Genomic DNA, 21762 nt, shown 5'->3' with positions numbered 1-21762 from the left:
AGGCTCATCAAGGATTAACAGCTCGGGATCGGCCATCAGCGCCTGGCAGAGCAGGGTTTTGCGCGTTTCGCCGGTAGAGAGGTACTTAAAGCGGCGATCGAGCAGGCCGCTAATGCCGAAACGGGCGGCAAGGTCGGCGCAGCGTGCCGGGTCATTGACCTCTTCCTGGATAATCTGCGCCGTAGTACGACCAGTATCCTCTTCGCCAGGGCTGAGCAGATCGGTATTGTTCCGCTGCCACTCGTCGCTGACCAGCTTTTGCAGCTGTTCAAAAGAGAGGCGGGTGACGCGGGTAAAGGCGCTCTCCCGCGTCCCTTTCAGCAGGGTAAGCTCACCGGCCAGCGCTCTGGCGAGAGCCGATTTGCCGCTGCCGTTGGTGCCGACAAAAGCCCAGCTTTCACCGGCGCGCAGCGTAAGGTCGCTGATAGCGAGCGTGCGTGTATCGCTAAGACGAAACGTGCCTTGCGAAATATGCAATAACGACATGACGTATCCCATTTTTTGCAGCAGTAGTGCACAGAGATACGTGCTGGCGGCGGGATTGTCAATGCGCTTCGCACCCTGCGGCTTAGCAGAGGGTAGCGACGATGATCCGGTCGGCGTTGAAGTAGGCGATCGCTTCGCTCTCTGGTGCCAGCTGGTCCGCCTGCTCCCGCGCGACGGTAGCGCACAGCGTCTGCCCGTCCGGTAGGGTCATCAGCACTTCGCTCTGCGCCTCGCCGTGCTCGATATGGCTGATGCGTCCCGGCAGCTGGTTATCGGCACCGGCGGCAGCGGCGCTATCCTGGGTGATGTTCACCCACGGCGCTTTTAACAGCACCAGCACCTCTTTGCCCTCGTCCAGCCCGAGACGTTCGCCGCTGCGGGCGGTCAGGGCCACCTTCAGCCGGGTGGTGCCGTCCGCCAGCAGGATATCGACGTGCTGCTGAACCTGGGTATGATCCCGGCCGGTCACCGTGCCGAACCACTGGTTGCGGGCGCTGGTCTGCAAGGAAAAACGGGAGATGGCTGCCAGCAGGCTGTTGAGAGGCAGGGCGTCGTCGTCGCTCAGCACGTCGAAGGCTTTCTGCTGGATCTGCGCCAGCAGATCGTAGAGCTGAATCAGCCGCTGGCCGTAGCGCGTAAGCTGCGCGCCGCCGCCGCCCTTGCCGCCGGTAGCGCGGTCCACCAGGGATTGCTCGCTGAGCTGGTTCATCTCGTTGATGGCATCCCAGGCGCTTTTATAGCTGATGCCGGCGTTTTTCGCTCCCTGGCTGATGGACCCGGTCTGTTCTATCTGTTTGAGAAGGGTAATACGTCTGGGATCGGCAAACAGCCGCTGCTGGAGCCGGAGGGTAAGGAGGATTTCAGCCTGCATAGTCAATCCTTGTAAAAGGGGTATTGTGACGTAAATGGTCACGGGCGCAAAGGGCATCGCACAAAAGGGACGTGTAATTCTGCGCGACCAGGTTAGAATAATAACTTCACTATATCTGGAGTAGACCATGTTAGAGTTATTGAAAAGTCTGGTATTCGCGGTGATCATGGTACCCGTGGTGATGGCCATCATTCTGGGGGCAATCTACGGCCTCGGTGAAGTGTTCAACATTTTTTCCGGCATCGGCCACAAAGACCGGTCCAGAGAGTCCCGCTAGTTTTTAAAGACGCCCGCATCAGCGGGCGTTTTGCTATTCAAGCTTTTTTACCCGCTGCCGATATCTGTTTTACCCAGGGGTACTGCTTAAGCGGTACAAATAAACCCTGTAAAAACCCGAGGGTTATCGTTATATTACGATGTATATAACGTCACTCACAGGAGTCAGATATGGCACGTTCGGGATTACGCTTTTTAGCAGGTGCGACATTAACCCTCTCACTCACGGGCCATGCTCTGGCGGACGAGGGGAAGATCACGGTATTTGCTGCTGCGTCGCTCACTAACGCGATGCAGGATATTGCTACCGCCTATACGAAAGAGAAAAACGTCAAGGTCGTCTCGTCGTTTGCCTCCTCCTCAACGCTGGCTCGCCAGATTGAGGCCGGTGCGCCTGCCGATCTCTTTATCTCCGCCGATCAGAAGTGGATGGACTACGCGGTAGAGAAAAAAGCGATGGATACCGCCAGCCGTGAAACGCTGCTTGGCAACAGCCTGGTGGTGGTTGCGCCAAAAGCGAGCGCCCAGGGCGAGATCGCGATCAACGATAAAACCAACTGGACCAGTTTGCTGAAGGGTGGCCGTCTGGCGGTGGGCGATCCGGAGCATGTCCCGGCGGGCATCTATGCCAAAGAGGCGTTACAGAAGCTGGGCGCATGGGATACGCTGTCGCCGACGCTTGCCCCGGCAGAGGACGTGCGTGGCGCGCTGGCGCTGGTAGAGCGCAATGAAGCCCCGCTGGGCATTGTCTACGGCTCCGACGCCGTGGCCAGCAAGGGCGTGAAGGTGGTTGGCACCTTCCCGGAAGATTCACATAAAAAAGTGGAATACCCGCTGGCGATCGTCGACGGGCATAAAAACGCCACGGTTAGCGCGTTTTATGACTATCTGAAAGGCCCGCAGGCTTCTGAAATTTTTAAACGTTACGGATTTACGACGCACGAATGATATTGACCGATCCCGAATGGCAGGCGGTGTTGCTGAGCCTGAAAGTCTCCTCCCTGGCTGTCCTCTTCAGCTTGCCCTTTGGGATCTTCTTTGCCTGGCTGCTGGTACGCTGTACCTTTCCGGGCAAAGCCCTGCTCGATAGCCTGTTACATCTCCCTCTCGTTCTGCCGCCCGTGGTGGTGGGTTACCTGCTGCTCATTGCGATGGGCCGCCGGGGCTTCATCGGCGAGTGGCTCTACGACTGGTTTGGTCTCACCTTTGCCTTTAGCTGGCGCGGCGCAGTGCTGGCGGCGGCGGTGATGTCGTTCCCGCTGATGGTGCGGGCTATTCGCCTGGCGCTGGAGGGGGTTGACCTTAAGCTTGAGCAGGCGGCGCGCACCCTCGGGGCCGGGCGCTGGCGGGTCTTTATGACTATTACGCTGCCGCTGACCCTGCCGGGGATCATCGTCGGGACGGTGCTGGCCTTCGCCCGCTCCCTCGGCGAGTTTGGCGCAACCATCACCTTTGTTTCAAACATTCCCGGCGAAACGCGCACCATACCGTCGGCGATGTACACCCTGATCCAGACCCCCGGCGGTGAAAGCGCAGCGGCGCGGCTGTGCCTGATTTCGATTGTGCTGGCGCTGATTTCGCTGCTGGTGTCCGAGTGGCTGGCGCGGATCAGCCGCGAGCGGACGGGGAGGTAGACCATGTTGGAACTCGATTTTACCCAGACGCTGGGCACGCACCGGCTACGCGTCGAGGCGAATTTGCCCGCCAGCGGTATCACCGCCATTTTTGGCGTCTCCGGGGCGGGGAAAACCTCGCTGATTAACGCCGTCGGCGGCCTGACGCGCCCGCAGCAGGGGCGCATCGTGCTTAATGACCGGGTGCTGAACGATACTGAAAAGAACATCTGCCTGCCGCCGGAGAAGCGGCGGATCGGCTACGTTTTCCAGGATGCGCGTCTCTTTCCCCACTACAAGGTGCGCGGCAACCTGCGTTACGGCATGGCGAAAAGCATGGCCGGGCAGTTCGACCGGCTGGTGGCCCTGCTGGGCATCGAGCCGCTGCTCGACCGGCTGCCGGGAAGCCTCTCCGGCGGCGAGAAGCAGCGGGTGGCCATTGGCCGGGCGCTGCTCACCGCCCCTGAGCTGCTGCTGCTTGATGAGCCGCTGGCCTCGCTGGATATCCCTCGCAAGCGTGAGCTGCTGCCCTATCTGCAACGCCTGGCGCGGGAGATCAACATCCCAATGCTCTACGTCAGCCACTCGCTGGATGAGATCCTGCATCTTGCCGATAAGGTGATGGTGCTGGAGGCCGGGGAGGTGAAGGCCTTTGGCAATCTGGAGGAGATCTGGGGCAGCCGGGTAATGAACCCGTGGCTACCGCCGGAGCAGCAGAGCAGCGTGCTGAAGGTGAGCGTCCTTGAGCACCATCCGCACTATGCCATGACCGCGCTGGCGCTGGGCGATCAGCATCTGTGGGTAAATAAAATCGACAGTCCGCTACAGACCGCGCTGCGCATCCGTATTCAAGCCTCGGATGTCTCGCTGGTACTGCAGCCTCCGGTTCACAGTAGCATCCGCAATATTCTGCGGGCGAAGGTGGCCCAGTGCTATGACGATCAGGGCCAGGTCGAGGTCCAGCTTGAGGTGGGCAGCCGCACGCTCTGGGCGCGGATCAGCCCGTGGGCCAGGGATGAGCTGGGCATCAAGCCTGGCCTGTGGCTTTACGCCCAGATCAAGAGCGTCTCGATCACCACCTGATTACAGCAGGCGGGTGTAGATAAACTCGGCGATGGTATCGGTGGTATTGTCGCCAATCACCACGTCGGCGTAGGCTTTGACCTCATCCGCCGCGTTACCCATCGCGACGCCAATACCCGCGGTCTGCAGCATGCTGATATCGTTAAAGTTATCGCCAAAGGCCACCACGTCCTGCATCGACAACCCCTGGGAGGCCACCCACTGCGCCAGCCGCTTGCCTTTACTGTTACCCTGGCGAGCAATATCTACCTGATCGTGCCAGGAGCGCTCGCACTCCAGACCAAGCTGCTGCTCCACCTTAAGGGCAAAGGCGTTGAGTTTGGCATTATCCTCATCGGTAAGGGCAAACTTCCAGATGGCGTTTACCTCGCGGGCGGTTTGCGCCAGCGAATCGACCTGAGTAAAGACCGGGCGCTGCTCCGGCGGCAGCGACTGCGCCCAGTTGCGGGTGCGCAGCACGTGTCCGGTCGGCGTCTCGTAGACCATCTCATTGTCCACGTACATCAGCGCGTGAACCTGATGCTCATTGAGCATATCAATAAGTTGCAGCGCCTGGGTCACGGGGAGCGGATCGGCTTCTATGACCTTTTTTGCATGATAATCATACGAATAGGTGCCGTTACAGCAAATTGCAGGTGTATCGAGGGCCAGTGCCTGATAAAAAGGATGGATGGCAACATGGTGCCGGCCGGTCACAATGATCGGCGTGAAGCCCGCTTCCCTGGCGCGAGTCAGCGCCTGAAGCGAAGAGGGGAGCAGGGTCTTTGTGGGGGTCAGCAGCGTGCCGTCTAAATCCAGTGCAATAACTCGCGAGGTCATGTCGTGTTCCAGGTAGAGAATGAAATTCAACTCGTTACGCATGGTACACCCGCATGATGGCCCGGCAAAACGTTGGGCAGAAATACAGCATTCGCCGCTAAAAAAGACTATCGTGGTTATCTATTTCACTGCTTTTGCGATCAAGGAGAATCTATGCAGCAAACCGTTTACACCGCCAGCCCCGAGAGCCAGCAGATCCACGTCTGGCGTCTGAATGACGAAGGTACGCTGACCCTGGTACAGGTCGTTGACGTGCCGGGCCAGGTGCAGCCGATGGTGGTTAGCCCAGACAAGCGCTTTCTCTATGTTGGCGTGCGCCCGGAGTTTCGCGTGCTGGCCTACCGTATCGCACCGGAAGATGGCGCGCTGACCTTTACCGCCGAAGCGCCGCTGTCGGGCAGCCCGACGCATATCTCCACCGATCGCCAGGGCCGCTTTATCTTTACTGCCTCCTACAACGCAGGCAGCGTCAGCGTCACCCCGCTCAACGATGGCCTGCCGGGTGAGGTGACTACCCTGGTAGAGGGGCTGGAAGGGTGCCACTCGGCCAATATCTCTCCAGATAACCGCACCCTGTGGGTTCCGGCGCTGAAGCAGGATCGCATCTGCCTCTTTACCCTGGGCGATAACGGCCAGCTTACCGCGCAGACCCCGGCTGAAGTCACCACCGTTGAGGGTGCTGGCCCGCGCCATATGGCATTCCATCCGAACCAGCAGTATGCCTACTGCGTAAACGAGCTTAACGGCTCGGTCGACGTATGGCAGCTCAGCAACGCTCACGGCCAGATTGAGTGCATACAGACCCTCGATATGATGCCCGCTGATTTTGCCGATACCCGCTGGGCGGCAGACATTCATATTACGCCGGATGGGCGTCACCTCTACACCTGCGACCGTACCGCCAGCATCGTGACCATCTTTAGCGTCTCGGAAGATGGCAGCGTGCTGGCCGTAGAGGGCTTCCAGCCTACCGAAACCCAGCCGCGCGGCTTCAATATCGACCACAGCGGTAAGTACCTGATTGCAGCAGGGCAGAAGTCGCACCATATCGCGCTGTACGCAATCCAAGGCGAGCAGGGCCTGCTGGAGGAGAAGGGCCGCTATGCCGTTGGGCAGGGGCCGATGTGGGTGGTGGTGCACGCGCACTAATCTGTTGGCAGCGTAACGCCGGGCGGCGGCTTCGCCTTGCCCGGCCTACACATCGTCAAAATCGGTAAGGTCGATATCCTCCGGGGTCGCCTGCCAGATCTGCTCGCAGTACGCTTTAATCGCCCGATCTGCGGAGAACATCCCCGAGCGGGCGGTGTTAAGAATCGACATCCGCGTCCACTGCGCTTCATCATGCCAGGTGTCGTTGACTCGCTGCTGGCAGGCGGCATAGTCGGCAAAATCTGCCAGCACGAGGAACGGATCGTCATACAGCAGGTTGTCGAGCAGGGGACGGAACATCTCTCTGTCGCCGCGCGAAAAGCGCCCCTGGTCAATCTGCTCCAGGGCGTCGCGCAGATCGACATTCTCCTCCGCATAGCCCGCAGGCTGATATTCTTTGCTCTTCAGCCCCTCCGCCTGCTCGGCATTCATGCCGAAGAGGAAAAAGTTCTCCTCTCCCGCCTGCTGACGAATTTCAATGTTGGCCCCGTCGAGCGTGCCGATGGTCAGTGCACCGTTCATCATAAACTTCATGTTGCCGGTGCCCGAGGCCTCTTTTCCTGCCAGCGAGATCTGCTCGGAGAGATCCGCCGCCGGGTAGATCGCCTGGGCATTCTGTACGTTGAAGTCAGGCCAGAACACAACCTTAATCCGATGGTTAATCGCCGGATCGCTATTGACCACTTCCGCCACGCCGTTAATCAGGCGGATCATCAGCTTCGCCATCGTATAGCCGGGTGCGGCTTTGCCGCCAAAGATAAAGCAGCGTGGGGCGATCTTCACGGACGGATCCCGGCACAGCCGCCGGTAGAGGCTGATGATGTAGAGCACGTTAAGGTGCTGGCGTTTGTATTCGTGGATGCGCTTAACCTGAATATCAAACAGCATATCCGGCGAGACCGCGATCCCTAACCGCTGCTGAATGCGATCTGCCAGCACCGCCTTGTTCTCGCGCTTAATAGCGCGCCAGGCCTTGCGGAACGCTGGATCCTCAGCATGGCTCGTCAACGCTTCAAGGCGGGTGAGATCCGTGCGCCAGGCAAGGCCAATGGTCTTATCAATCAGCTCCGCCAGGCTCGGGTTGCTCAACATTAAAAAGCGCCGGGGCGTGACGCCATTGGTGACGTTAAGAAAGCGCTCCGGGAACATCTCGGCGAAGTCGCGAAGGATGGTCTCCCGGAGCAGATCCGAGTGCAGAGCCGCCACGCCGTTGATCCGGTGGCTGCCCACCGTGGCGAGATTCGCCATGCGCACGCGCTTGCTGCCGTTCTCGTCGATCAGCGACATGCGCACCACCCGCGCCTCGTCGCCGGGGTAGGCTCGCCGGACATCCTCCAGCAGCCGCTTGTTGATCTCAAAGATAATCTCTACCAGCCGCGGGAGCATGCTCTGCATCAGCGGCAGGCCCCAGGTCTCCAGCGCTTCGGGCAGCAGGGTATGGTTGGTATAGGCGAAGGTGCGGCGGGTGATGATCCAGGCGTCCTCCCACGGCAGCAGGCGCTCATCCACCAGCAGGCGCATTAGCTCTGCAACGGCAATGGAAGGGTGGGTGTCATTGAGCTGGGCAGCAAAACGATCGGCAAAACGCTGCACCGGCGTGTTGCTGGCGTCTATCAGGCGCAGCATGTCCTGTAGCGAACAGGAGACAAAGAAGTACTGCTGGGCAAGGCGCAGGCGCTTGCCTGCCTCTGGCTCATCGTTAGGATAGAGGATCTTGGAGAGGGTCTCGGAGATCATCTTCTCCTCCACCGCCTGGTAGTAATCTCCGGCATTGAAATCGTCGAGATCGAAGGTCTCGACCGCCTCGCTCTTCCAGAGCCGCAGCACGTTGCAGGTGTTGACCCGATAGCCCTGAACCGGCACGTCATAGGCCACACCTTTTACCTGCCGCGCCGGCGTCCACCGCACCTGCAGCCGCCCGCGCTCATCGGTCTGCATCTGAGTGGAACCGCCAAAATTAACGCAGAAGCAGACGTCGGGGCGGGCTATCTCCCAGGGTGTGCCCATCCGCAACCATTTGTCGGTACGCTCCACCTGCCAGCCGTTAACAATCTCCTGATCGAAAATGCCGAACTCATAGCGGATACCGTAGCCAATGGCTGGGATCTCCAGCGTGGCGAGGGAGTCAAGATAGCAGGCCGCCAGACGGCCAAGTCCGCCGTTGCCCAGCCCCGGCTCCTCTTCCACCGCCAGCAGCGTATCGAGATCCTGACCGAGCGTGCGCATGGCGTCGCGGGCTTCGCCCTCTAAATCCAGGCTTAGCAGATTAGCGCCAAGCTGGGGGCCAATCAGAAACTCTGCGGAGAGGTAGCAGACCACCTTCACCTGATGATGAGCATAGTTTTTGATGGAGGCGGTCCAGCGCGCCAGCATACGATCCCGGACGGTAAAGGCGAGCGCCCTGTACCAATCTTCGGGCGTGGCGATATCAGGATAGCGCCCCTGACGGCAGATTAGGTTGTGGACGACATCGTGTTCAAACGCTGAGCTCATGGTACGCCTCACGCCTGCGAAGGGATATCCTAATCAACATAGTCAACGCCAGTAACGATAGCAAATGTGGCAGTAAGTAGGCCTAATTTAATGATTTGGGCTTATTGCTGACTCTTTATTTCTGTCGCCGTACAGGACGATTCCGGATGTATCTATTTGATTTTCTAGCTGTCGAAGATCGTAAGCACTCTGCAAGCGCAGCCAGAATTCAGGTGTACTGCCCAGAGCGGCCGCAATACGAATTGCCAACGAGGGGGTGATGGCCGTTTTACCGGCAAGAAAACGCGATACTGTAGCCGGAGTTACGCCGATATTAAGTGCAAAACGGCGACCACTAATGCCCATATCCTCCAACTCTCTGGCGATAATCTCGCCCGGATGGGAAATTTTAAACTGTCTCATTAGTGATAATCCTCATAATTCAAAATGTACGCATCCCCGTTAATAAATTGAAATGTGATACGCCAGTTTGCTCGTACTGTAATTGACCAGTAGCCCTCGCGCTCCCCTTTCAACGGGTGCAGCTTATAGATCTGACGGTTCAGCTCGCCAATCTCGTTTGCCGTGTCGATAGCCTGTAGGCGGTCATTAATTCGCTCAGCATCCTGTGCTGGAATTCCAGAAACAATCCCTTTTTCAAAAAGTTGTTTCAGTCCTTTGTGTTTGAATGACTTAATCATGATTCTATCCCTGTTACATGACGTGTAATATTCTAGATCGATGTTACACGACGTGCAATATCTAAGAGGATAGAAGTAGAGGGTTATGTTCAGGGCAGAATAGGCCCGGCAGGCGTCGCGCCGCCGGGCATTGAGGCGGGTTACTGCTTCGGTTCTGCGACGAACTGGCTGCCTACGCCGCGGTTGTTGAACTCCCACATGCGGTTGAAGCTGGCGTCGTTCAGTTCACGCGTCACGTTGCCTTTGTCATCCACCGCGCCGGTGTTGCCGGAGTACGGACGTTTAGAGACGGCGGCATCGCCCCAGGGTTTGGCCATGTTAAAGCCTTCGTTGATCACGCTGTCGCGGATCACCACCTGGCCGTTGGTCGCCTGGTCGATGTCCATGGAGCGGCCGAGCTGGGCCACGCCGTCACCGGAGGCGGTAAAGCGGCTGTTGGTCGCGAGGAAACCGTAGTAGATATTAGAGAGCGTCGCCGGGGCGAAGACGTAGGCTTCCTGCTGGGTACGGGAGTTCACCACGCGGAAATCGGTGTTATCAAACACCACCGCGCCACGGCCTGCGACGATATCCACATCGCCCTCAACGTAGCTGTTGGTCACCAGGGTACGGGTCTGGCGATCGTTACGCAGGGTATTGTCCACGCCGCTGTTGGTGACGAAGAAGGTGTTCTGGCGGCCAAGGATATTGACGTTGTTGATCTGTACCTTGTCACCGTCGCTGCGCAGGGCCACGGCCTGATGGTTGCCAGCATCAACGCTGTCGCCGAGGTTGTTCTCGATGGTCAGGTTCTGCAACTGCAGGCCGTTATTCTGCGACCAGAAGACTGCCGAGCACATCACGCTAACGCTGGCGCTGCCTTTACGCTGGCAGGCGTCGAACATATACCACGCCGGTTTGCCTGGCATATATTTTCCGCCTGGGTTAACCAGACGACGCCAGCTGTTGCTATCCATTTCGGAGTCCACGGCCAGACCAATCTTCACCTCTGCCGCTTTGTCGCCCGTACCGTAAATGGTCAGGCTACCTGGAGCCGCCGGAACAAACACTGTCCCTTCATACTCACCCGGCAGAACGGCAATGTACTGGCGATCGCTGGTGTGCTTGTTGATGGCTGCATCTACCGCCGCCTGGAGGGTAGTGTGCGTCACGCCAGCCGTGCCCGCCGGGCCGACGACGAAGTTTGGCTGCGCAGGCAGACGAATAGCCGACGGGCTCCACGGAGCCGCATTCTGATCCATCGAAGCGAAGTAGCGAGCAGGGACAAAGTTCTGCGCCTCGTTGGCGGACAGCACCGGGCGCGCCGCGTTACCGGGGGCGGTCTGCGATGAGGGAAGCTGATCCGGCGGCGTTGAGCTGCAGGCAGTCAGCGTCACGCCAAAAGCCAGGGCCAGCGTCAGGCGGGAAACCGAAAATGTGTTCAAGAGGTACTCCGGGCTTAACAGTTAAATAAGTTGCTATGAAGCCTGCTTTTTTATACTAAGTTGAGCGAAACGGGAAGCCGATTGTGTAAATCGGCTTCAATATCGTGTTGATTAGCTATAAAGGGCGGTGATCGATGCGCGATCGAGGGAGTGGAAGTGGATATTAAACCCAACCATCGCCCCGCTGGCGTCTTCGTCAACGTCCAGCTTCTCGACGTCCAGGGCGTGAACGGTAAAGATGTAGCGATGGGTTTTGCCCTTCGGCGGGGCCGCGCCGCCGTACCCGGCCTTGCCAAAATCTGTCCGCGTCTCGAACGCTCCCTCCGGCAGGGCAACCAGCGACGAGCCTGATCCCTGCGGCAGTACGCGGGTATCGGCGGGCAGATTGACGACTACCCAGTGCCACCAGCCGGAGCCGGTGGGCGCATCGGGATCGTAGCAGGTGATGGCAAAGCTCTTGCAGCCCGGCGGCACCTCATCCCACGCCAGATGCGGCGAAATATTATCGCCCTCGTAGCCCATGCCGTTAAAAACATGACGATTATGTAGCTTTTCGCCTTCGCGAATATCCTGGCTGATCAGTCTCATCGTGGCTCCTCTGTGAGTTATCACCCTTAGGCTAGAATAGTCCGTTCGATCTCAGGGCGCAAAATGTGCGGGATGGGCCACCGCTGCCAGCACCGCGCTCGTCAGCTTGCTGAGCTGTTCAGACGAGATGACGTAGGGCGGCATCAGGTAGATCAGTCGGCCAAAGGGGCGGATCCAGACGCCCTGCTCAACGAAGAAGCGCTGCAGGGCGGCCATGTTCACCGGCTGGTGGGTTTCGACTACGCCGATAGCGCCCAGCACCCGCACGTCGGTCACCGTCTCTGCGGCCAGCGCCGGAGCCAGCTCGCGCTTCAGCTGCGCCTCAATGGCGGCCACCTGCACCTGCCACTCGCCGCCCTCCAGCAGCTCCAGGCTGGCATTCGCCACCGCACAGGCCAGCGGGTTGCCCATAAAGGTTGGGCCGTGCATAAAGCAGCCCGCTTCGCCGTTGCTGATCGTCTCGGCCACCTCTCGGCTGGTAAGCGTCGCCGACAGGGTCATCGTCCCGCCGGTCAGGGCTTTGCCCAGGCAGAGGATGTCCGGCGCAATCTCCGCATGTTCGCAGGCAAAGAGTTTGCCGGTGCGGCCAAAGCCGGTGGCGATCTCATCGGCGATCAGCAGGATCCCCTCCCGGTCGCACATCCGGCGGATGCGCTTGAGCACCTCCGGGTGGTAGAGGCGCATGCCGCCTGCGCCCTGCACGATCGGCTCGAGAATGACGGCGGCAATCTCATGACGATGAGCGGCCATCAGACGGGCGAAGCCCGCGATATCCCGCTCGTCCCACTCGCCGTCAAAGCGGCTCTCCGGTGCGGGGGCAAAGAGGTTATCCGGCAGGTAACCCGCCCACAGGCTGTGCATGGAGTTATCCGGATCGCAGGCGGACATCGCGCCAAAGGTGTCGCCATGGTAGCCCCGGCGGAAGGTCAGGAAGCGGCGACGCGGCTCGCCCTTCGCCTGCCAGTATTGCAGGGCCATCTTCATCGAGACCTCTACCGCTACCGATCCAGAGTCGGCCAGAAAGACGCACTCCAGCGACTCGGGGGTCATCGCCACCAGCTTACGGCAGAGCGCTACCGCCGGCGCATGAGTAATGCCGCCAAACATCACGTGCGACATCGCATCGATCTGCGTTTTCATCGCCGCGTTGAGGTGCGGATGGTTATAGCCATGAATGGCCGCCCACCACGACGACATGCCGTCTACCAGCTGCTCGCCGGAAGCAAGCTGAAGCTCGCAGCCACGCGCAGCGTCCACCGGATAAACCGGCAGCGGGGAGGTCATGGAGGTGTAGGGGTGCCAGATATGGCGGCGGTCAAAGGCGAGATCGTCCTGGGTCATAATCGACTTGTAAACCAAATTAAAAACATTTAGGTTTACGATCATAACCCAAACATGAACTAAATACACCTTTTGGAGAAGCCCCATGGCTCACCACGCACGCTGGACAATGTCGCAAGTTACCGAGCTGTTTGAAAAACCGCTCCTCGATTTGCTGTTTGAAGCACAGACCATTCATCGCCAGCACTTTGACCCGCGCCACGTACAGGTCAGCACCCTGCTGTCGATCAAAACCGGGGCCTGCCCGGAAGATTGCAAATACTGTCCGCAAAGCTCGCGCTACAAAACCGGACTTGAAACGGAGCGCCTGATGGAGGTGGAGCAGGTGCTGGACTCGGCCCGCAAGGCTAAAAATGCCGGATCGACCCGCTTCTGCATGGGGGCGGCGTGGAAGAACCCGCACGAGCGCGACATGCCCTACCTGGAGCAGATGGTGCAGGGCGTTAAGGCGATGGGCCTCGAGGCCTGCATGACCCTGGGCACCCTTGATGAAACTCAGGCCCAGCGCCTGGCGTCGGCGGGGCTGGACTACTACAACCACAACCTCGACACCTCCCCGGAGTTCTACGGCAATATCATTACCACTCGTACCTATCAGGAACGACTCGACACCCTGGACAAAGTGCGCGACGCGGGGATCAAGGTCTGCTCTGGCGGCATCGTCGGCCTGGGCGAAACGGTTAAGGATCGCGCAGGCCTGCTGCTGCAGCTGGCAAACCTGCCGACGCCGCCGGAGAGCGTGCCAATCAACATGCTGGTGAAGGTCAAAGGGACTCCGCTGGCGGATAACGACGACGTCGACGCCTTCGATTTTATTCGCACCATCGCGGTGGCACGCATCATGATGCCAACCTCGTTTGTGCGCCTCTCTGCCGGGCGCGAGCAGATGAACGAGCAGACCCAGGCGATGTGCTTTATGGCCGGGGCCAACTCCATCTTCTACGGCTGCAAGCTGCTGACCACCCCGAACCCGGAAGAGGACAAAGACGTCCAGCTGTTCCGCAAGCTTGGGCTGAACCCGCAGCAGACCGACGTCATGACCGGCGATAACGAGCAGCAGCAAAAGCTGGAGCAGCAGATCTTTAACGCCGACACCGACCAGTTCTACAACGCGGCGGCGCTATGAGCTGGCAGCAGCGCATCGATGCCGCATTAGACGATCGGCGTGCTGCCGATGCCCTGCGTACGCGCCGGGTAGTCGAGCAGGGCGCGGGGCGCTGGCTGACGGTAGGCGACAGCCGCTACTGCAACTTCTCCAGCAATGACTACCTCGGCTTAAGCCAGCATCCGGCCATCGTACTCGCCTGGCAACAGGGTGCGGAGCAGTACGGCGTAGGCAGCGGCGGCTCCGGGCACGTGAGCGGCTATACCCGGGCGCACTATGCTGTGGAGAGCGAGCTGGCCGACTGGCTGGGCTACCCTCGGGCGCTGCTGTTTATCTCCGGATTTGCCGCCAACCAGGCGGTGATTGCCGCCCTGACCGGCAAAGAGGATCGCATCGTGGCGGATAAGCTCAGCCACGCCTCGCTGCTGGAGGCCGCCAGTCTCAGCCCGGCCCAGCTACGGCGCTTCACCCACAACGATGTTGACCAGCTCGCCACGCTGCTGAGTAAACCCTGTGATGGCCAGCAGCTGGTGGTGACCGAGGGAGTTTTCAGCATGGATGGCGACAGCGCGCCGCTGGCAGCCATTGCTGAGCAGGCGCGTGGCGCCGGGGCATGGCTGCTGGTGGATGATGCCCACGGTATCGCCGTTACCGGCAGTGAAGGGCGCGGCAGCTGCCAGCAGCAGGACGTAAAGCCGGAGCTGTTGGTGGTGACCTTTGGCAAAGGTTTCGGCGTCAGCGGCGCGGCAGTGCTGTGCAGCGAGGCGGTTGCCACCTACTTCGAACAGTTTGCTCGCCACCTGATCTACAGCACCTCTATGCCTCCCGCCCAGGCCGTGGCCCTCAGCGCCGCGCTGGGCGTGATCCGGGGCGAAGAGGGCGATCAACGCCGGGCTGCGCTCGCCGGGCTGGTTCAGCGTTTTCGTCACGGCGCAGCGTCGCTCCCGGTACGCATTACCGCTTCACAAAGCGCTATCCAGCCGCTGATCGTCGGTGATAACAGCCGGGCGCTGAGCCTGGCAGATCGCCTGAGGCACCAGGGGTGCTGGGTGACGGCAATTCGTCCGCCCACCGTGCCCGCAGGCACCGCGCGCCTGCGCCTGACCCTGACGGCGGCCCATCAGCCGGAGGATATCGATCGTCTGCTGGAGGTGCTGCATGAGCCTGGTGAATAAGCGCGCGGTGGCGGCGGCCTTTGGCCGGGCGGCGCAGAGCTACGACAGCCATGCCCAGCTTCAGCGGCAGAGCGCCGATCTGCTGCTGGCAAAGCTGGGCGAACGTAGCCCGGATAGCGTGCTGGACGCGGGCTGCGGGCCGGGCAGCATGAGCCGCTACTGGCGCGATGCGGGCGCCGAGGTGACCGCTCTCGATCTCTCCCTGCCGATGCTCAGGCAGGCGCAGAGCCAGCAGGCCGCCCAGCACTATATTGCGGCGGATATTGAAGCGCTGCCTCTGGCCGAGGCCCGGTTCGATCTCGCCTGGAGCAACCTCGCGGTGCAGTGGTGCAATGATTTAGGTCAGGCGCTGGGCGAGCTGCATCGCGTCGTGCGTCCTGGCGGGGCGGTGGCCTTCACCACACTGGCGGGCGGATCGCTGCCGGAGCTGAATCAGGCCTGGCAGGCGGTGGACAACCGCTCCCACGCCAACCGATTTGTAGCGGAGGAGGCGCTGGCCGACACCGTTAGCGCCTGGCGCGGCCGGTGCGGCGTGGAGCGTATCACGCTCGCCTTTGACGACGCTCTCTCGGCCATGCGCTCGCTAAAGGGTATCGGTGCGACGCACCTGCACGCTGGCAGGCACAATCAGCCTCTGACCCGCGGCCAGCTTCAGCGCCTGCAGCTGGCGTGGCCGCAGCAGCAGGGCAGATGCCTGCTGACCTATTCACTTTTTTGGGGAGTCATTGAACGTGACTGAACGCTATTTTGTCACCGGCACGGATACGGAAGTCGGTAAAACGGTGGCCAGCTGCGCCCTGTTGCAGGCCGCCGCGCAAGCCGGATGGCAGACCGCAGGCTACAAGCCGGTCGCCTCCGGCAGCGAGATGACGCCGGAGGGGCTGCGCAACAGCGACGCGCTGGCGCTACAGCTCAACAGTACGCTGGCCCTGCGCTACGAGGCCGTAAACCCGTATACCTTTGCCGAGCCGACCTCACCACACATCGTCAGCGCCGCGCTCGGACAGCCTATCGAATCTGACACGCTCTCAGCAGGGCTGCGGAGGCTGGAGGCGCAGGCGGAGTGGGTGCTGGTGGAGGGGGCAGGAGGCTGGTTTACGCCGCTCTCGGAGACCCTGACCTTTGCCGACTGGGCCACCCAGGAGCAGCTGCCGGTGATTTTAGTGGTGGGCGTTAAGCTTGGCTGCATCAACCATGCCGTGCTGACCGCTCAGGCGGTGCAGCAGGCGGGACTGCGGCTGGCGGGCTGGGTCGCTAACGACGTGGTGCCGCCGGGCAACCGTCACGCGGAGTATCTGGCAACGCTTAAGCGTATGCTGCCCGCCCCGTTCCTTGGGGAGATCCCGTGGCTGGAGAACGCTTCGCCAGAGAGTGAAACGGGCCGCTGGCTCGATCTCAGTGCTTTAGGTTCGGCGTCATCCACTGGGAAAGCAGCGGATCATCCAGCTGCATAACGCTCCCCTGGGCCACGCTGCGTCCCCGATGCAGAAGATAGAAGCGGTCGGCGACGCGGCGTATAAACGACAGGTGCTGCTCTGCCAGCAGGATAGTGATGCCAAAGTCCTGATTCAGGCGCACCAGCAGGTTGCCCAGCTTATGGATAAAGGCCTGGCCCAGCCCCCGGGTCGGCTCATCAAGGATCAGCAGGCGCGGATGGGTCACCAGCGCCCTGGCCAGCGCCAGCTGATGTTGGTTATCCTCTGACAGGCCCGAGCCCTTAACCTGGCGCAGGGCGTACAGTTCGGGAAAGAGATCGTAGATATCCCGCGTCACGGCGCTGCCTGGCTCGCCGACAGCCATCCAGGCGACCTGTAAATTCTCTTCCACCGTCAGCTGGGAGAAGATCCGCCTCTCCTGCGGCACGCAGGCGATGCCCATCGCCGGGCGATCCTCCATCCTCACCTGTAACAGGTTGAGTGGGGCTGCGCCTGCCTCATGCCAGATGATGCTCCCGCTCTCTACCGGCAGATAGCCAGAGATACAGTTGACCAGGGTCGTTTTCCCCATTCCCGGCAGTCCCATTACGCAGGTGCAGGTTCCAGGGATAAGATCGAGATCGACATTCCAAAGCGTATGTCGATCGCCGTAATAGTGATTCACTGCGCGTAAGCTCAACATCTTTTTATCTCCTGGCTTGGCCTGGTCTGTAAAAGATATGTTGCAAAAGCCTTGCCAGAAGCGAGTTATGCGCTGTTTTTCGGAGCAGGATGAAGAAAAATCGCTAAATTCCACTAATCCGCCGGTCTGCCTGATTGCTTCTGCACGCTGTTAGTGCTAGTCACAGGCGAATCTGATTTTTCATGGTGCAGTCGCATGCAAATGCGATAAAAAATGGTGGGAAAATTTTTTTACCTGCGCACCGTTTCGCAAAAGCTGGTTTTCGCTGAGTCACAGGGGGTACGGGCTGGCGACAGTTATCCACTATTCCTGTGGATAACCTTGTGCATTAGAGTTAGAAAACGCGTGCAAAGCGAGAGAGCACGCGGCCTGGGCATGAATTGATGCGAAACGCGGCTTTTTATATAAAAATAATTAATTCAACAAGTTAGATAAAAGCAACGGATGTAAGAAAAGTGTCACCCGCTGACACAAAACTTTCACTGCCCGACTTGACAAATGTTAAATCGCAAAAAGTTCTGGGGATAAGATATTTTTTTTAGTTTTTAATTCTGTCCCTGGCGCAAATTTTCCTTACTGCGCTTGAAATTGCCTTATGTAACACAGATATTCTGGTCTGCCACTGGGTTTTCATCCAGTATAAATTATTGGCAAAATCCGCCGCCGCGAGTAAAATTACTCACCTGCCCGCTCATTCCTTCATCAGGTAGCCATTCATGAGTAAACCATTCAAACTGAATTCCGCTTTTCGTCCCTCTGGCGATCAGCCAGAAGCCATTCGCCGCCTGAAAGAGGGGCTGGAGGACGGACTGGCGCACCAGACCCTGCTCGGGGTAACCGGTTCAGGGAAGACGTTTACCGTTGCCAACGTGATCGCCGATCTACAGCGACCGACGATGGTGCTTGCGCCGAATAAAACCCTGGCGGCACAGCTCTATGGCGAAATGAAGGAGTTTTTCCCGGACAACGCCGTGGAGTACTTCGTCTCTTACTACGACTACTACCAGCCAGAAGCCTATGTGCCCAGCTCCGATACGTTCATCGAAAAGGATGCCTCGGTGAACGAGCACATCGAGCAGATGCGTCTCTCGGCAACCAAAGCGCTGCTGGAGCGCCGTGACGTCGTGGTGGTGGCCTCGGTATCGGCCATCTACGGCCTCGGCGACCCCGATCTCTACCTAAAGATGATGCTGCACCTGACTATCGGCATGATCATTAACCAGCGTGATATCCTGCGCCGCCTGTCGGAGCTGCAATATACGCGTAACGATCAGGCCTTCCAGCGCGGCACCTTCCGCGTGCGGGGCGAGGTGATCGATATCTTCCCGGCGGAGTCGGACGACGTGGCGCTGCGCGTTGAGCTGTTTGACGAGGAGGTTGAGCGCCTGTCGCTGTTCGATCCGCTGACCGGCCACGTTGAATCCACCATTCAGCGCTACACCGTCTATCCCAAAACCCACTACGTCACCCCGCGCGAACGCATCGTGCAGGCGATGGAAGACATTAAGGTAGAGCTGGCGGACCGGCGCAAGACGCTGCTGGCCAACAATAAGCTGCTGGAAGAGCAGCGTATTACCCAGCGTACCCAGTTTGACCTCGAGATGATGAACGAGCTGGGCTACTGCTCGGGGATTGAGAACTACTCTCGCTACCTCTCCGGGCGCGGCCCGGGTGAAGCGCCGCCGACGCTGTTCGACTATCTGCCAGCCGACGGCCTGCTGGTGATCGACGAGTCCCACGTCACCATTCCGCAGATCGGCGGCATGTACCGCGGCGACCGGGCGCGTAAAGAGACGCTGGTAGAGTACGGCTTCCGCCTGCCGTCGGCGCTGGACAACCGTCCAATGAAGTTTGAAGAGTTCGAGGGATTGGCCCCGCAGACCATCTACGTCTCGGCGACGCCGGGCAACTACGAGCTGGAGAAATCGGGGGAAGAGATTGTCGATCAGGTGGTGCGTCCTACAGGCCTGCTTGATCCCATTATCGAAGTTCGCCCGGTGGGCACGCAGGTGGACGATCTGCTGTCGGAGATCCGCAAGCGCGTCGCCATTAACGAGCGCGTGCTGGTCACTACGCTGACCAAGCGCATGGCCGAGGATTTGACCGAGTATCTGGAAGAGCACGGCGAGAAGGTGCGCTACCTGCACTCGGATATCGACACCGTCGAACGTATGGAGATCATCCGCGACCTGCGTCTGGGCGAGTTCAACGTGCTGGTGGGGATCAACCTCCTGCGTGAGGGGCTGGATATGCCTGAGGTGTCGCTGGTGGCGATCCTCGACGCAGATAAAGAGGGCTTCCTGCGTTCCGAACGTTCGCTGATTCAGACCATTGGTCGTGCGGCGCGTAACGTCAACGGTAAGGCTATTCTGTACGGGGATAAGATCACCCCGTCGATGGCGAAAGCGATCGGTGAAACCGAGCGTCGCCGGGCGAAGCAGCAGCAGTACAACGAAGAGCACGGCATTACGCCGCAGGGTCTGAATAAGAAAGTGGTCGATATTCTGGCGCTGGGCGAGAACATTGCCAAGACCAAAGCGAAAGGGCGCGGAAAATCCCGCTCACCAGTGGTGGTGGACGAGTCCGAGCTGGCGCTGACGCCGAAGGCGCTGCAACAGAAGATCCACGAACTGGAGGCGCAGATGCTACAGCACGCCCAGAACCTGGAGTTCGAAGAGGCGGCGCAGCTGCGCGATCGCCTCCATCAGCTTCGCGATCTCTTTATTGCGGCGTCCTGATCTGCCGAAACAATTTGCTTAAACAATCTGCTTAAAAAACAGGCGGAAACCGCACCCAGGCCCGCACGCCGGGCCTCGGCGTGCGGTTATGCAGGTAGAACTGCCCGTCGTGCAGCTGGGCGATACGGCTGACGATGCTCAGCCCCAGCCCAATACCGCCGTAGCGGCTGTCCATCCGCACAAAGGCTTTGCTGAGCTCTTTGCTTTTCGCCTCGTCCACGCCGGGGCCTTCATCTTCCACCGCCAGCACCGGGGCAGGCGTCTGCTCAAGCTTGAGGGTAATCACGCTCCTCTCCGGGCTATAGCGGTGCGCGTTTTCTACCAGATTCCTGAGCAGCACCCGCAGCTGAACAGCATCTCCACGTACCGCCACGTCTTCCCGGCTCTCGGGCAGCGCCAGCGTCTGCTGGCGGGTGCTCAGCATAGTTTGTAACTCATCCTGCAGAGGCAGCATGACGTCATGGATCAACATCACCTGCTGATAGCTACCCGCTGAGAACGACTGGGCCATGCGCGCCAGCTGCAGCAGCTGGGAGACGCTCTCTGTCATCTGATCAATACGCAAGATCAGGCGGCTAACGTCAATTGAGGGGTGGCTTTTTGCCAGCAGCTCAAGGTGCAGACGCAGCCCCGCCAGCGGGGTGCGCAGCTCGTGAGCGACGTCGGCGGTAAAGAGCCGCTCGCGGTCAAGGGTCAGGTTCAGGCGCGACACCAGCTGGTTAATGGCCGAGCTGACCGCTTCTACCTCTGCAGAGGGATTATCAAGCACAATGGGTTGCAAATTATCAGGCGTACGGATCTCCAGCTCCCGCTGCAGCACGCGTAGCGGACGGGTGATCAGCTTTACCGCCTGCATGCAGATCAGCAGCGCCATGCCGATAATAATCAGGCTCGGTACCAGCAGGCTGGCGACGGCCTCGTGTACCTCGCGCTCAATATGGGCATGGTTGTTATGCTTGTAGATAGCGCTCTCTACCAGCAGCTGGATCTGCTCCTTGCTCTCGTGCCACAGCCAGAAGACGCTAATGAGCTGAAACAGCACCAGGATCGAGCCAATGGTCAACAGCAGGCGTCCACGAAGCGTCCACCGGCTGGGGGAAAGCCCCTTTTTTATCTTCTCTGGCATAAGGTCAGGTTGTCTGCTCCGTTTTAATCAGCTGGTAGCCAAAACCGCGCACCGTGCGGATGCGATCTTTACCAATCTTTTCCCGTAAATTATGGATATGCACCTCCAGGGTGTTGGTGGCTGGCTCATTATCCCAGTTATAGATGTCATTATAGAGAATTTCCCGGTGCACCGGGCTGCCCGCCTTAAGCATCAGGCGTGACAGCAGAGCGTACTCTTTTGGCGTCAGATCCATAGCGTGCCCAGCCATCCACACCTGCCGGGTATTCACGTTCAGGCGCAGGTCGTCAACGATAATTTCGCTATCGCCCTGGTTGGTATGGCGGCGCAGCAACGCCCGGATGCGGGCGTTAAGCTCCTCCAATGCAAAGGGCTTAATCAGATAGTCGTCCGCACCCGCATCCAGCCCGCAAATGCGATCCTCCACGGTATCCCGCGCGGTCAGGATCAGCACCGGCAGGGAGACCTTCTCCCGCCGCAGCCGCTGCAACAGATGCAGGCCATCTTCATCCGGCAGGCCCAGATCGAGCACAATCAGGCTATAGTGTCCTGACGTCAGGCAGAGCATCGCCTCCCGGCTGGTGCTCACGCCGTCGCAGGCGTACCCCTCTGACTGCATTGCGAGGATGAGCCCCTGCAGCAGCAATGCATCATCCTCGACGATTAATATTTTCATT

Annotated in this window: 22 protein-coding genes; 10 read left to right on the top strand and 12 right to left on the bottom strand. The window is 59.6% G+C overall.

Annotated elements, in window-relative coordinates; translation table 11 throughout:
* Positions 1 to 486, bottom strand: a 486-nt coding sequence (locus RTP97_RS15295; protein WP_312415154.1) for an ATP-binding cassette domain-containing protein, incomplete at its 3' end; no start/stop codon positions are given.
* Between the two features lie 82 nt (positions 487 to 568).
* Positions 569 to 1357 (bottom strand): molybdenum-dependent transcriptional regulator, encoded by a 789-nt coding sequence (modE, locus tag RTP97_RS15290; protein ID WP_312415152.1) that lies wholly within the window; start codon positions 1355 to 1357, stop codon positions 569 to 571.
* 127 nt (positions 1358 to 1484) lie between these two features.
* Here modE and RTP97_RS15285 point away from each other — a divergent pair, with 127 nt between their 5' ends.
* From RTP97_RS15285 to modC, 4 genes are all read left to right on the top strand, one after another.
* The gene (locus RTP97_RS15285) at positions 1485 to 1634 is read left to right on the top strand and encodes an AcrZ family multidrug efflux pump-associated protein (protein ID WP_042392206.1); all 150 of its coding nucleotides are present in this window, start codon (positions 1485 to 1487) and stop codon (positions 1632 to 1634) included.
* 170 nt (positions 1635 to 1804) lie between these two features.
* Positions 1805 to 2581 (top strand): molybdate ABC transporter substrate-binding protein, encoded by a 777-nt coding sequence (gene modA, locus RTP97_RS15280; protein ID WP_312415151.1) that lies wholly within the window; start codon positions 1805 to 1807, stop codon positions 2579 to 2581.
* Entirely contained in the window at positions 2578 to 3267 is a 690-nt protein-coding gene (gene modB / locus RTP97_RS15275; RefSeq protein WP_312210163.1) for a molybdate ABC transporter permease subunit, read from the top strand. The genes modA and modB overlap by 4 nt, the downstream gene beginning before the upstream one ends.
* A 3-nt stretch (positions 3268 to 3270) precedes the next feature.
* On the top strand, positions 3271 to 4329 hold the full coding sequence (gene modC, locus RTP97_RS15270; protein WP_312415149.1) for a molybdenum ABC transporter ATP-binding protein ModC: 1059 nt from the start codon (positions 3271 to 3273) through the stop codon (positions 4327 to 4329).
* On the opposite strand, the gene RTP97_RS15265 is transcribed toward modC, so the two are convergent.
* Positions 4330 to 5148 carry a pyridoxal phosphatase gene (locus RTP97_RS15265; protein ID WP_312415187.1) on the bottom strand — a complete coding sequence of 273 codons (819 nt, stop codon included), beginning with the start codon at positions 5146 to 5148 and terminating at the stop codon, positions 4330 to 4332.
* Positions 5149 to 5301: 153 nt separating this feature from the next.
* Between RTP97_RS15265 and pgl the strand changes: the two genes are divergently transcribed.
* Positions 5302 to 6297: a 6-phosphogluconolactonase gene (gene pgl / locus RTP97_RS15260; protein ID WP_312415147.1), complete on the top strand. Its 996-nt coding sequence runs from the start codon at positions 5302 to 5304 to the stop codon at positions 6295 to 6297.
* A gap of 45 nt (positions 6298 to 6342) precedes the next feature.
* Here the strand turns inward: pgl and RTP97_RS15255 are convergent, their stop codons facing one another.
* From RTP97_RS15255 to bioA, 6 genes are all read right to left on the bottom strand, one after another.
* Positions 6343 to 8790, bottom strand: coding sequence for a glycogen/starch/alpha-glucan phosphorylase (locus RTP97_RS15255; protein ID WP_312415144.1), 2448 nt, complete (start codon positions 8788 to 8790; stop codon positions 6343 to 6345).
* 87 nt (positions 8791 to 8877) lie between these two features.
* Complete coding sequence (locus RTP97_RS15250; protein WP_103819781.1) at positions 8878 to 9192, bottom strand: HigA family addiction module antitoxin; 315 nt, start codon at positions 9190 to 9192, stop codon at positions 8878 to 8880.
* On the bottom strand, positions 9192 to 9470 hold the full coding sequence (locus RTP97_RS15245) for a type II toxin-antitoxin system RelE/ParE family toxin (protein WP_144813416.1): 279 nt from the start codon (positions 9468 to 9470) through the stop codon (positions 9192 to 9194). Before RTP97_RS15245 ends, RTP97_RS15250 begins: the two co-directional genes overlap by 1 nt.
* A 140-nt stretch (positions 9471 to 9610) precedes the next feature.
* On the bottom strand, positions 9611 to 10894 hold the full coding sequence (locus tag RTP97_RS15240) for a putative acyl-CoA thioester hydrolase (protein ID WP_312415141.1): 1284 nt from the start codon (positions 10892 to 10894) through the stop codon (positions 9611 to 9613).
* 111 nt (positions 10895 to 11005) lie between these two features.
* Positions 11006 to 11482, bottom strand: a complete 477-nt coding sequence (locus RTP97_RS15235) for a kinase inhibitor (protein ID WP_312415139.1) — start codon at positions 11480 to 11482, stop codon at positions 11006 to 11008.
* Positions 11483 to 11533: 51 nt separating this feature from the next.
* Entirely contained in the window at positions 11534 to 12823 is a 1290-nt protein-coding gene (gene bioA / locus RTP97_RS15230) for an adenosylmethionine--8-amino-7-oxononanoate transaminase (protein WP_409455953.1), read from the bottom strand.
* An 85-nt stretch (positions 12824 to 12908) separates the two neighbouring features.
* Here bioA and bioB point away from each other — a divergent pair, with 85 nt between their 5' ends.
* From bioB to bioD, 4 genes are read left to right on the top strand one after another with little or no spacing between them, the layout of a single operon-like run.
* Complete coding sequence (bioB, locus tag RTP97_RS15225) at positions 12909 to 13949, top strand: biotin synthase BioB (RefSeq protein WP_312415137.1); 1041 nt, start codon at positions 12909 to 12911, stop codon at positions 13947 to 13949.
* Complete coding sequence (bioF, locus tag RTP97_RS15220; protein WP_312415136.1) at positions 13946 to 15103, top strand: 8-amino-7-oxononanoate synthase; 1158 nt, start codon at positions 13946 to 13948, stop codon at positions 15101 to 15103. The genes bioB and bioF overlap by 4 nt, the downstream gene beginning before the upstream one ends.
* Positions 15087 to 15842: a malonyl-ACP O-methyltransferase BioC gene (gene bioC / locus RTP97_RS15215; RefSeq protein WP_312415135.1), complete on the top strand. Its 756-nt coding sequence runs from the start codon at positions 15087 to 15089 to the stop codon at positions 15840 to 15842. The genes bioF and bioC overlap by 17 nt, the downstream gene beginning before the upstream one ends.
* Positions 15835 to 16557: a dethiobiotin synthase gene (gene bioD, locus RTP97_RS15210; RefSeq protein ID WP_312415133.1), complete on the top strand. Its 723-nt coding sequence runs from the start codon at positions 15835 to 15837 to the stop codon at positions 16555 to 16557. The genes bioC and bioD overlap by 8 nt, the downstream gene beginning before the upstream one ends.
* Here bioD and RTP97_RS15205 read toward each other — a convergent pair.
* Positions 16499 to 17221, bottom strand: coding sequence for an ABC transporter ATP-binding protein (locus RTP97_RS15205; protein ID WP_312415130.1), 723 nt, complete (start codon positions 17219 to 17221; stop codon positions 16499 to 16501). The two genes, bioD and RTP97_RS15205, sit on opposite strands and share 59 nt — an antisense overlap.
* 716 nt (positions 17222 to 17937) lie before the next feature.
* On the opposite strand from RTP97_RS15205, the gene uvrB reads away from it, so the two are divergent.
* Complete coding sequence (gene uvrB / locus RTP97_RS15200; protein WP_103819771.1) at positions 17938 to 19959, top strand: excinuclease ABC subunit UvrB; 2022 nt, start codon at positions 17938 to 17940, stop codon at positions 19957 to 19959.
* Positions 19960 to 19990: 31 nt separating this feature from the next.
* Here uvrB and pmrB read toward each other — a convergent pair whose 3' ends face one another.
* The gene (pmrB, locus tag RTP97_RS15195) at positions 19991 to 21085 is read right to left on the bottom strand and encodes a two-component system sensor histidine kinase PmrB (protein WP_312415127.1); all 1095 of its coding nucleotides are present in this window, start codon (positions 21083 to 21085) and stop codon (positions 19991 to 19993) included.
* A 4-nt stretch (positions 21086 to 21089) separates the two neighbouring features.
* Positions 21090 to 21761: a two-component system response regulator PmrA gene (gene pmrA / locus RTP97_RS15190; RefSeq protein WP_312415124.1), complete on the bottom strand. Its 672-nt coding sequence runs from the start codon at positions 21759 to 21761 to the stop codon at positions 21090 to 21092.
* Between the last annotated feature and the right edge of the window lies 1 nt (position 21762).

This window comes from Pseudescherichia sp., from assembly GCF_031998825.1.
Classification (GTDB): Bacteria; Pseudomonadota; Gammaproteobacteria; order Enterobacterales; family Enterobacteriaceae; genus Pseudescherichia.
Note: the sequence above shows the minus strand (reverse complement) of the source record. Positions and strands in the feature narration are given on the sequence as shown.

Excerpts from the sequence above, each read along its gene's own strand:
- modE (WP_312415152.1), bottom strand. The coding sequence starts at position 1,357 with ATGCAGGCTGAAATCCTCCTTACCCTCCGGCTCCAGCAGCGGCTGTTT.
- RTP97_RS15285 (WP_042392206.1), top strand. The coding sequence starts at position 1,485 with ATGTTAGAGTTATTGAAAAGTCTGGTATTCGCGGTGATCATGGTACCC.
- modA (WP_312415151.1), top strand. The coding sequence starts at position 1,805 with ATGGCACGTTCGGGATTACGCTTTTTAGCAGGTGCGACATTAACCCTC.
- modB (WP_312210163.1), top strand. The coding sequence starts at position 2,578 with ATGATATTGACCGATCCCGAATGGCAGGCGGTGTTGCTGAGCCTGAAA.
- modC (WP_312415149.1), top strand. The coding sequence starts at position 3,271 with ATGTTGGAACTCGATTTTACCCAGACGCTGGGCACGCACCGGCTACGC.
- RTP97_RS15265 (WP_312415187.1), bottom strand. The coding sequence starts at position 5,148 with ATGACCTCGCGAGTTATTGCACTGGATTTAGACGGCACGCTGCTGACC.
- pgl (WP_312415147.1), top strand. The coding sequence starts at position 5,302 with ATGCAGCAAACCGTTTACACCGCCAGCCCCGAGAGCCAGCAGATCCAC.
- RTP97_RS15255 (WP_312415144.1), bottom strand. The coding sequence starts at position 8,790 with ATGAGCTCAGCGTTTGAACACGATGTCGTCCACAACCTAATCTGCCGT.
- RTP97_RS15250 (WP_103819781.1), bottom strand. The coding sequence starts at position 9,192 with ATGAGACAGTTTAAAATTTCCCATCCGGGCGAGATTATCGCCAGAGAG.
- RTP97_RS15245 (WP_144813416.1), bottom strand. The coding sequence starts at position 9,470 with ATGATTAAGTCATTCAAACACAAAGGACTGAAACAACTTTTTGAAAAA.
- RTP97_RS15235 (WP_312415139.1), bottom strand. The coding sequence starts at position 11,482 with ATGAGACTGATCAGCCAGGATATTCGCGAAGGCGAAAAGCTACATAAT.
- bioA (WP_409455953.1), bottom strand. The coding sequence starts at position 12,823 with ATGACCCAGGACGATCTCGCCTTTGACCGCCGCCATATCTGGCACCCC.
- bioB (WP_312415137.1), top strand. The coding sequence starts at position 12,909 with ATGGCTCACCACGCACGCTGGACAATGTCGCAAGTTACCGAGCTGTTT.
- bioF (WP_312415136.1), top strand. The coding sequence starts at position 13,946 with ATGAGCTGGCAGCAGCGCATCGATGCCGCATTAGACGATCGGCGTGCT.
- bioC (WP_312415135.1), top strand. The coding sequence starts at position 15,087 with ATGAGCCTGGTGAATAAGCGCGCGGTGGCGGCGGCCTTTGGCCGGGCG.
- RTP97_RS15205 (WP_312415130.1), bottom strand. The coding sequence starts at position 17,221 with ATGTTGAGCTTACGCGCAGTGAATCACTATTACGGCGATCGACATACG.
- uvrB (WP_103819771.1), top strand. The coding sequence starts at position 17,938 with ATGAGTAAACCATTCAAACTGAATTCCGCTTTTCGTCCCTCTGGCGAT.
- pmrB (WP_312415127.1), bottom strand. The coding sequence starts at position 21,085 with ATGCCAGAGAAGATAAAAAAGGGGCTTTCCCCCAGCCGGTGGACGCTT.
- pmrA (WP_312415124.1), bottom strand. The coding sequence starts at position 21,761 with ATGAAAATATTAATCGTCGAGGATGATGCATTGCTGCTGCAGGGGCTC.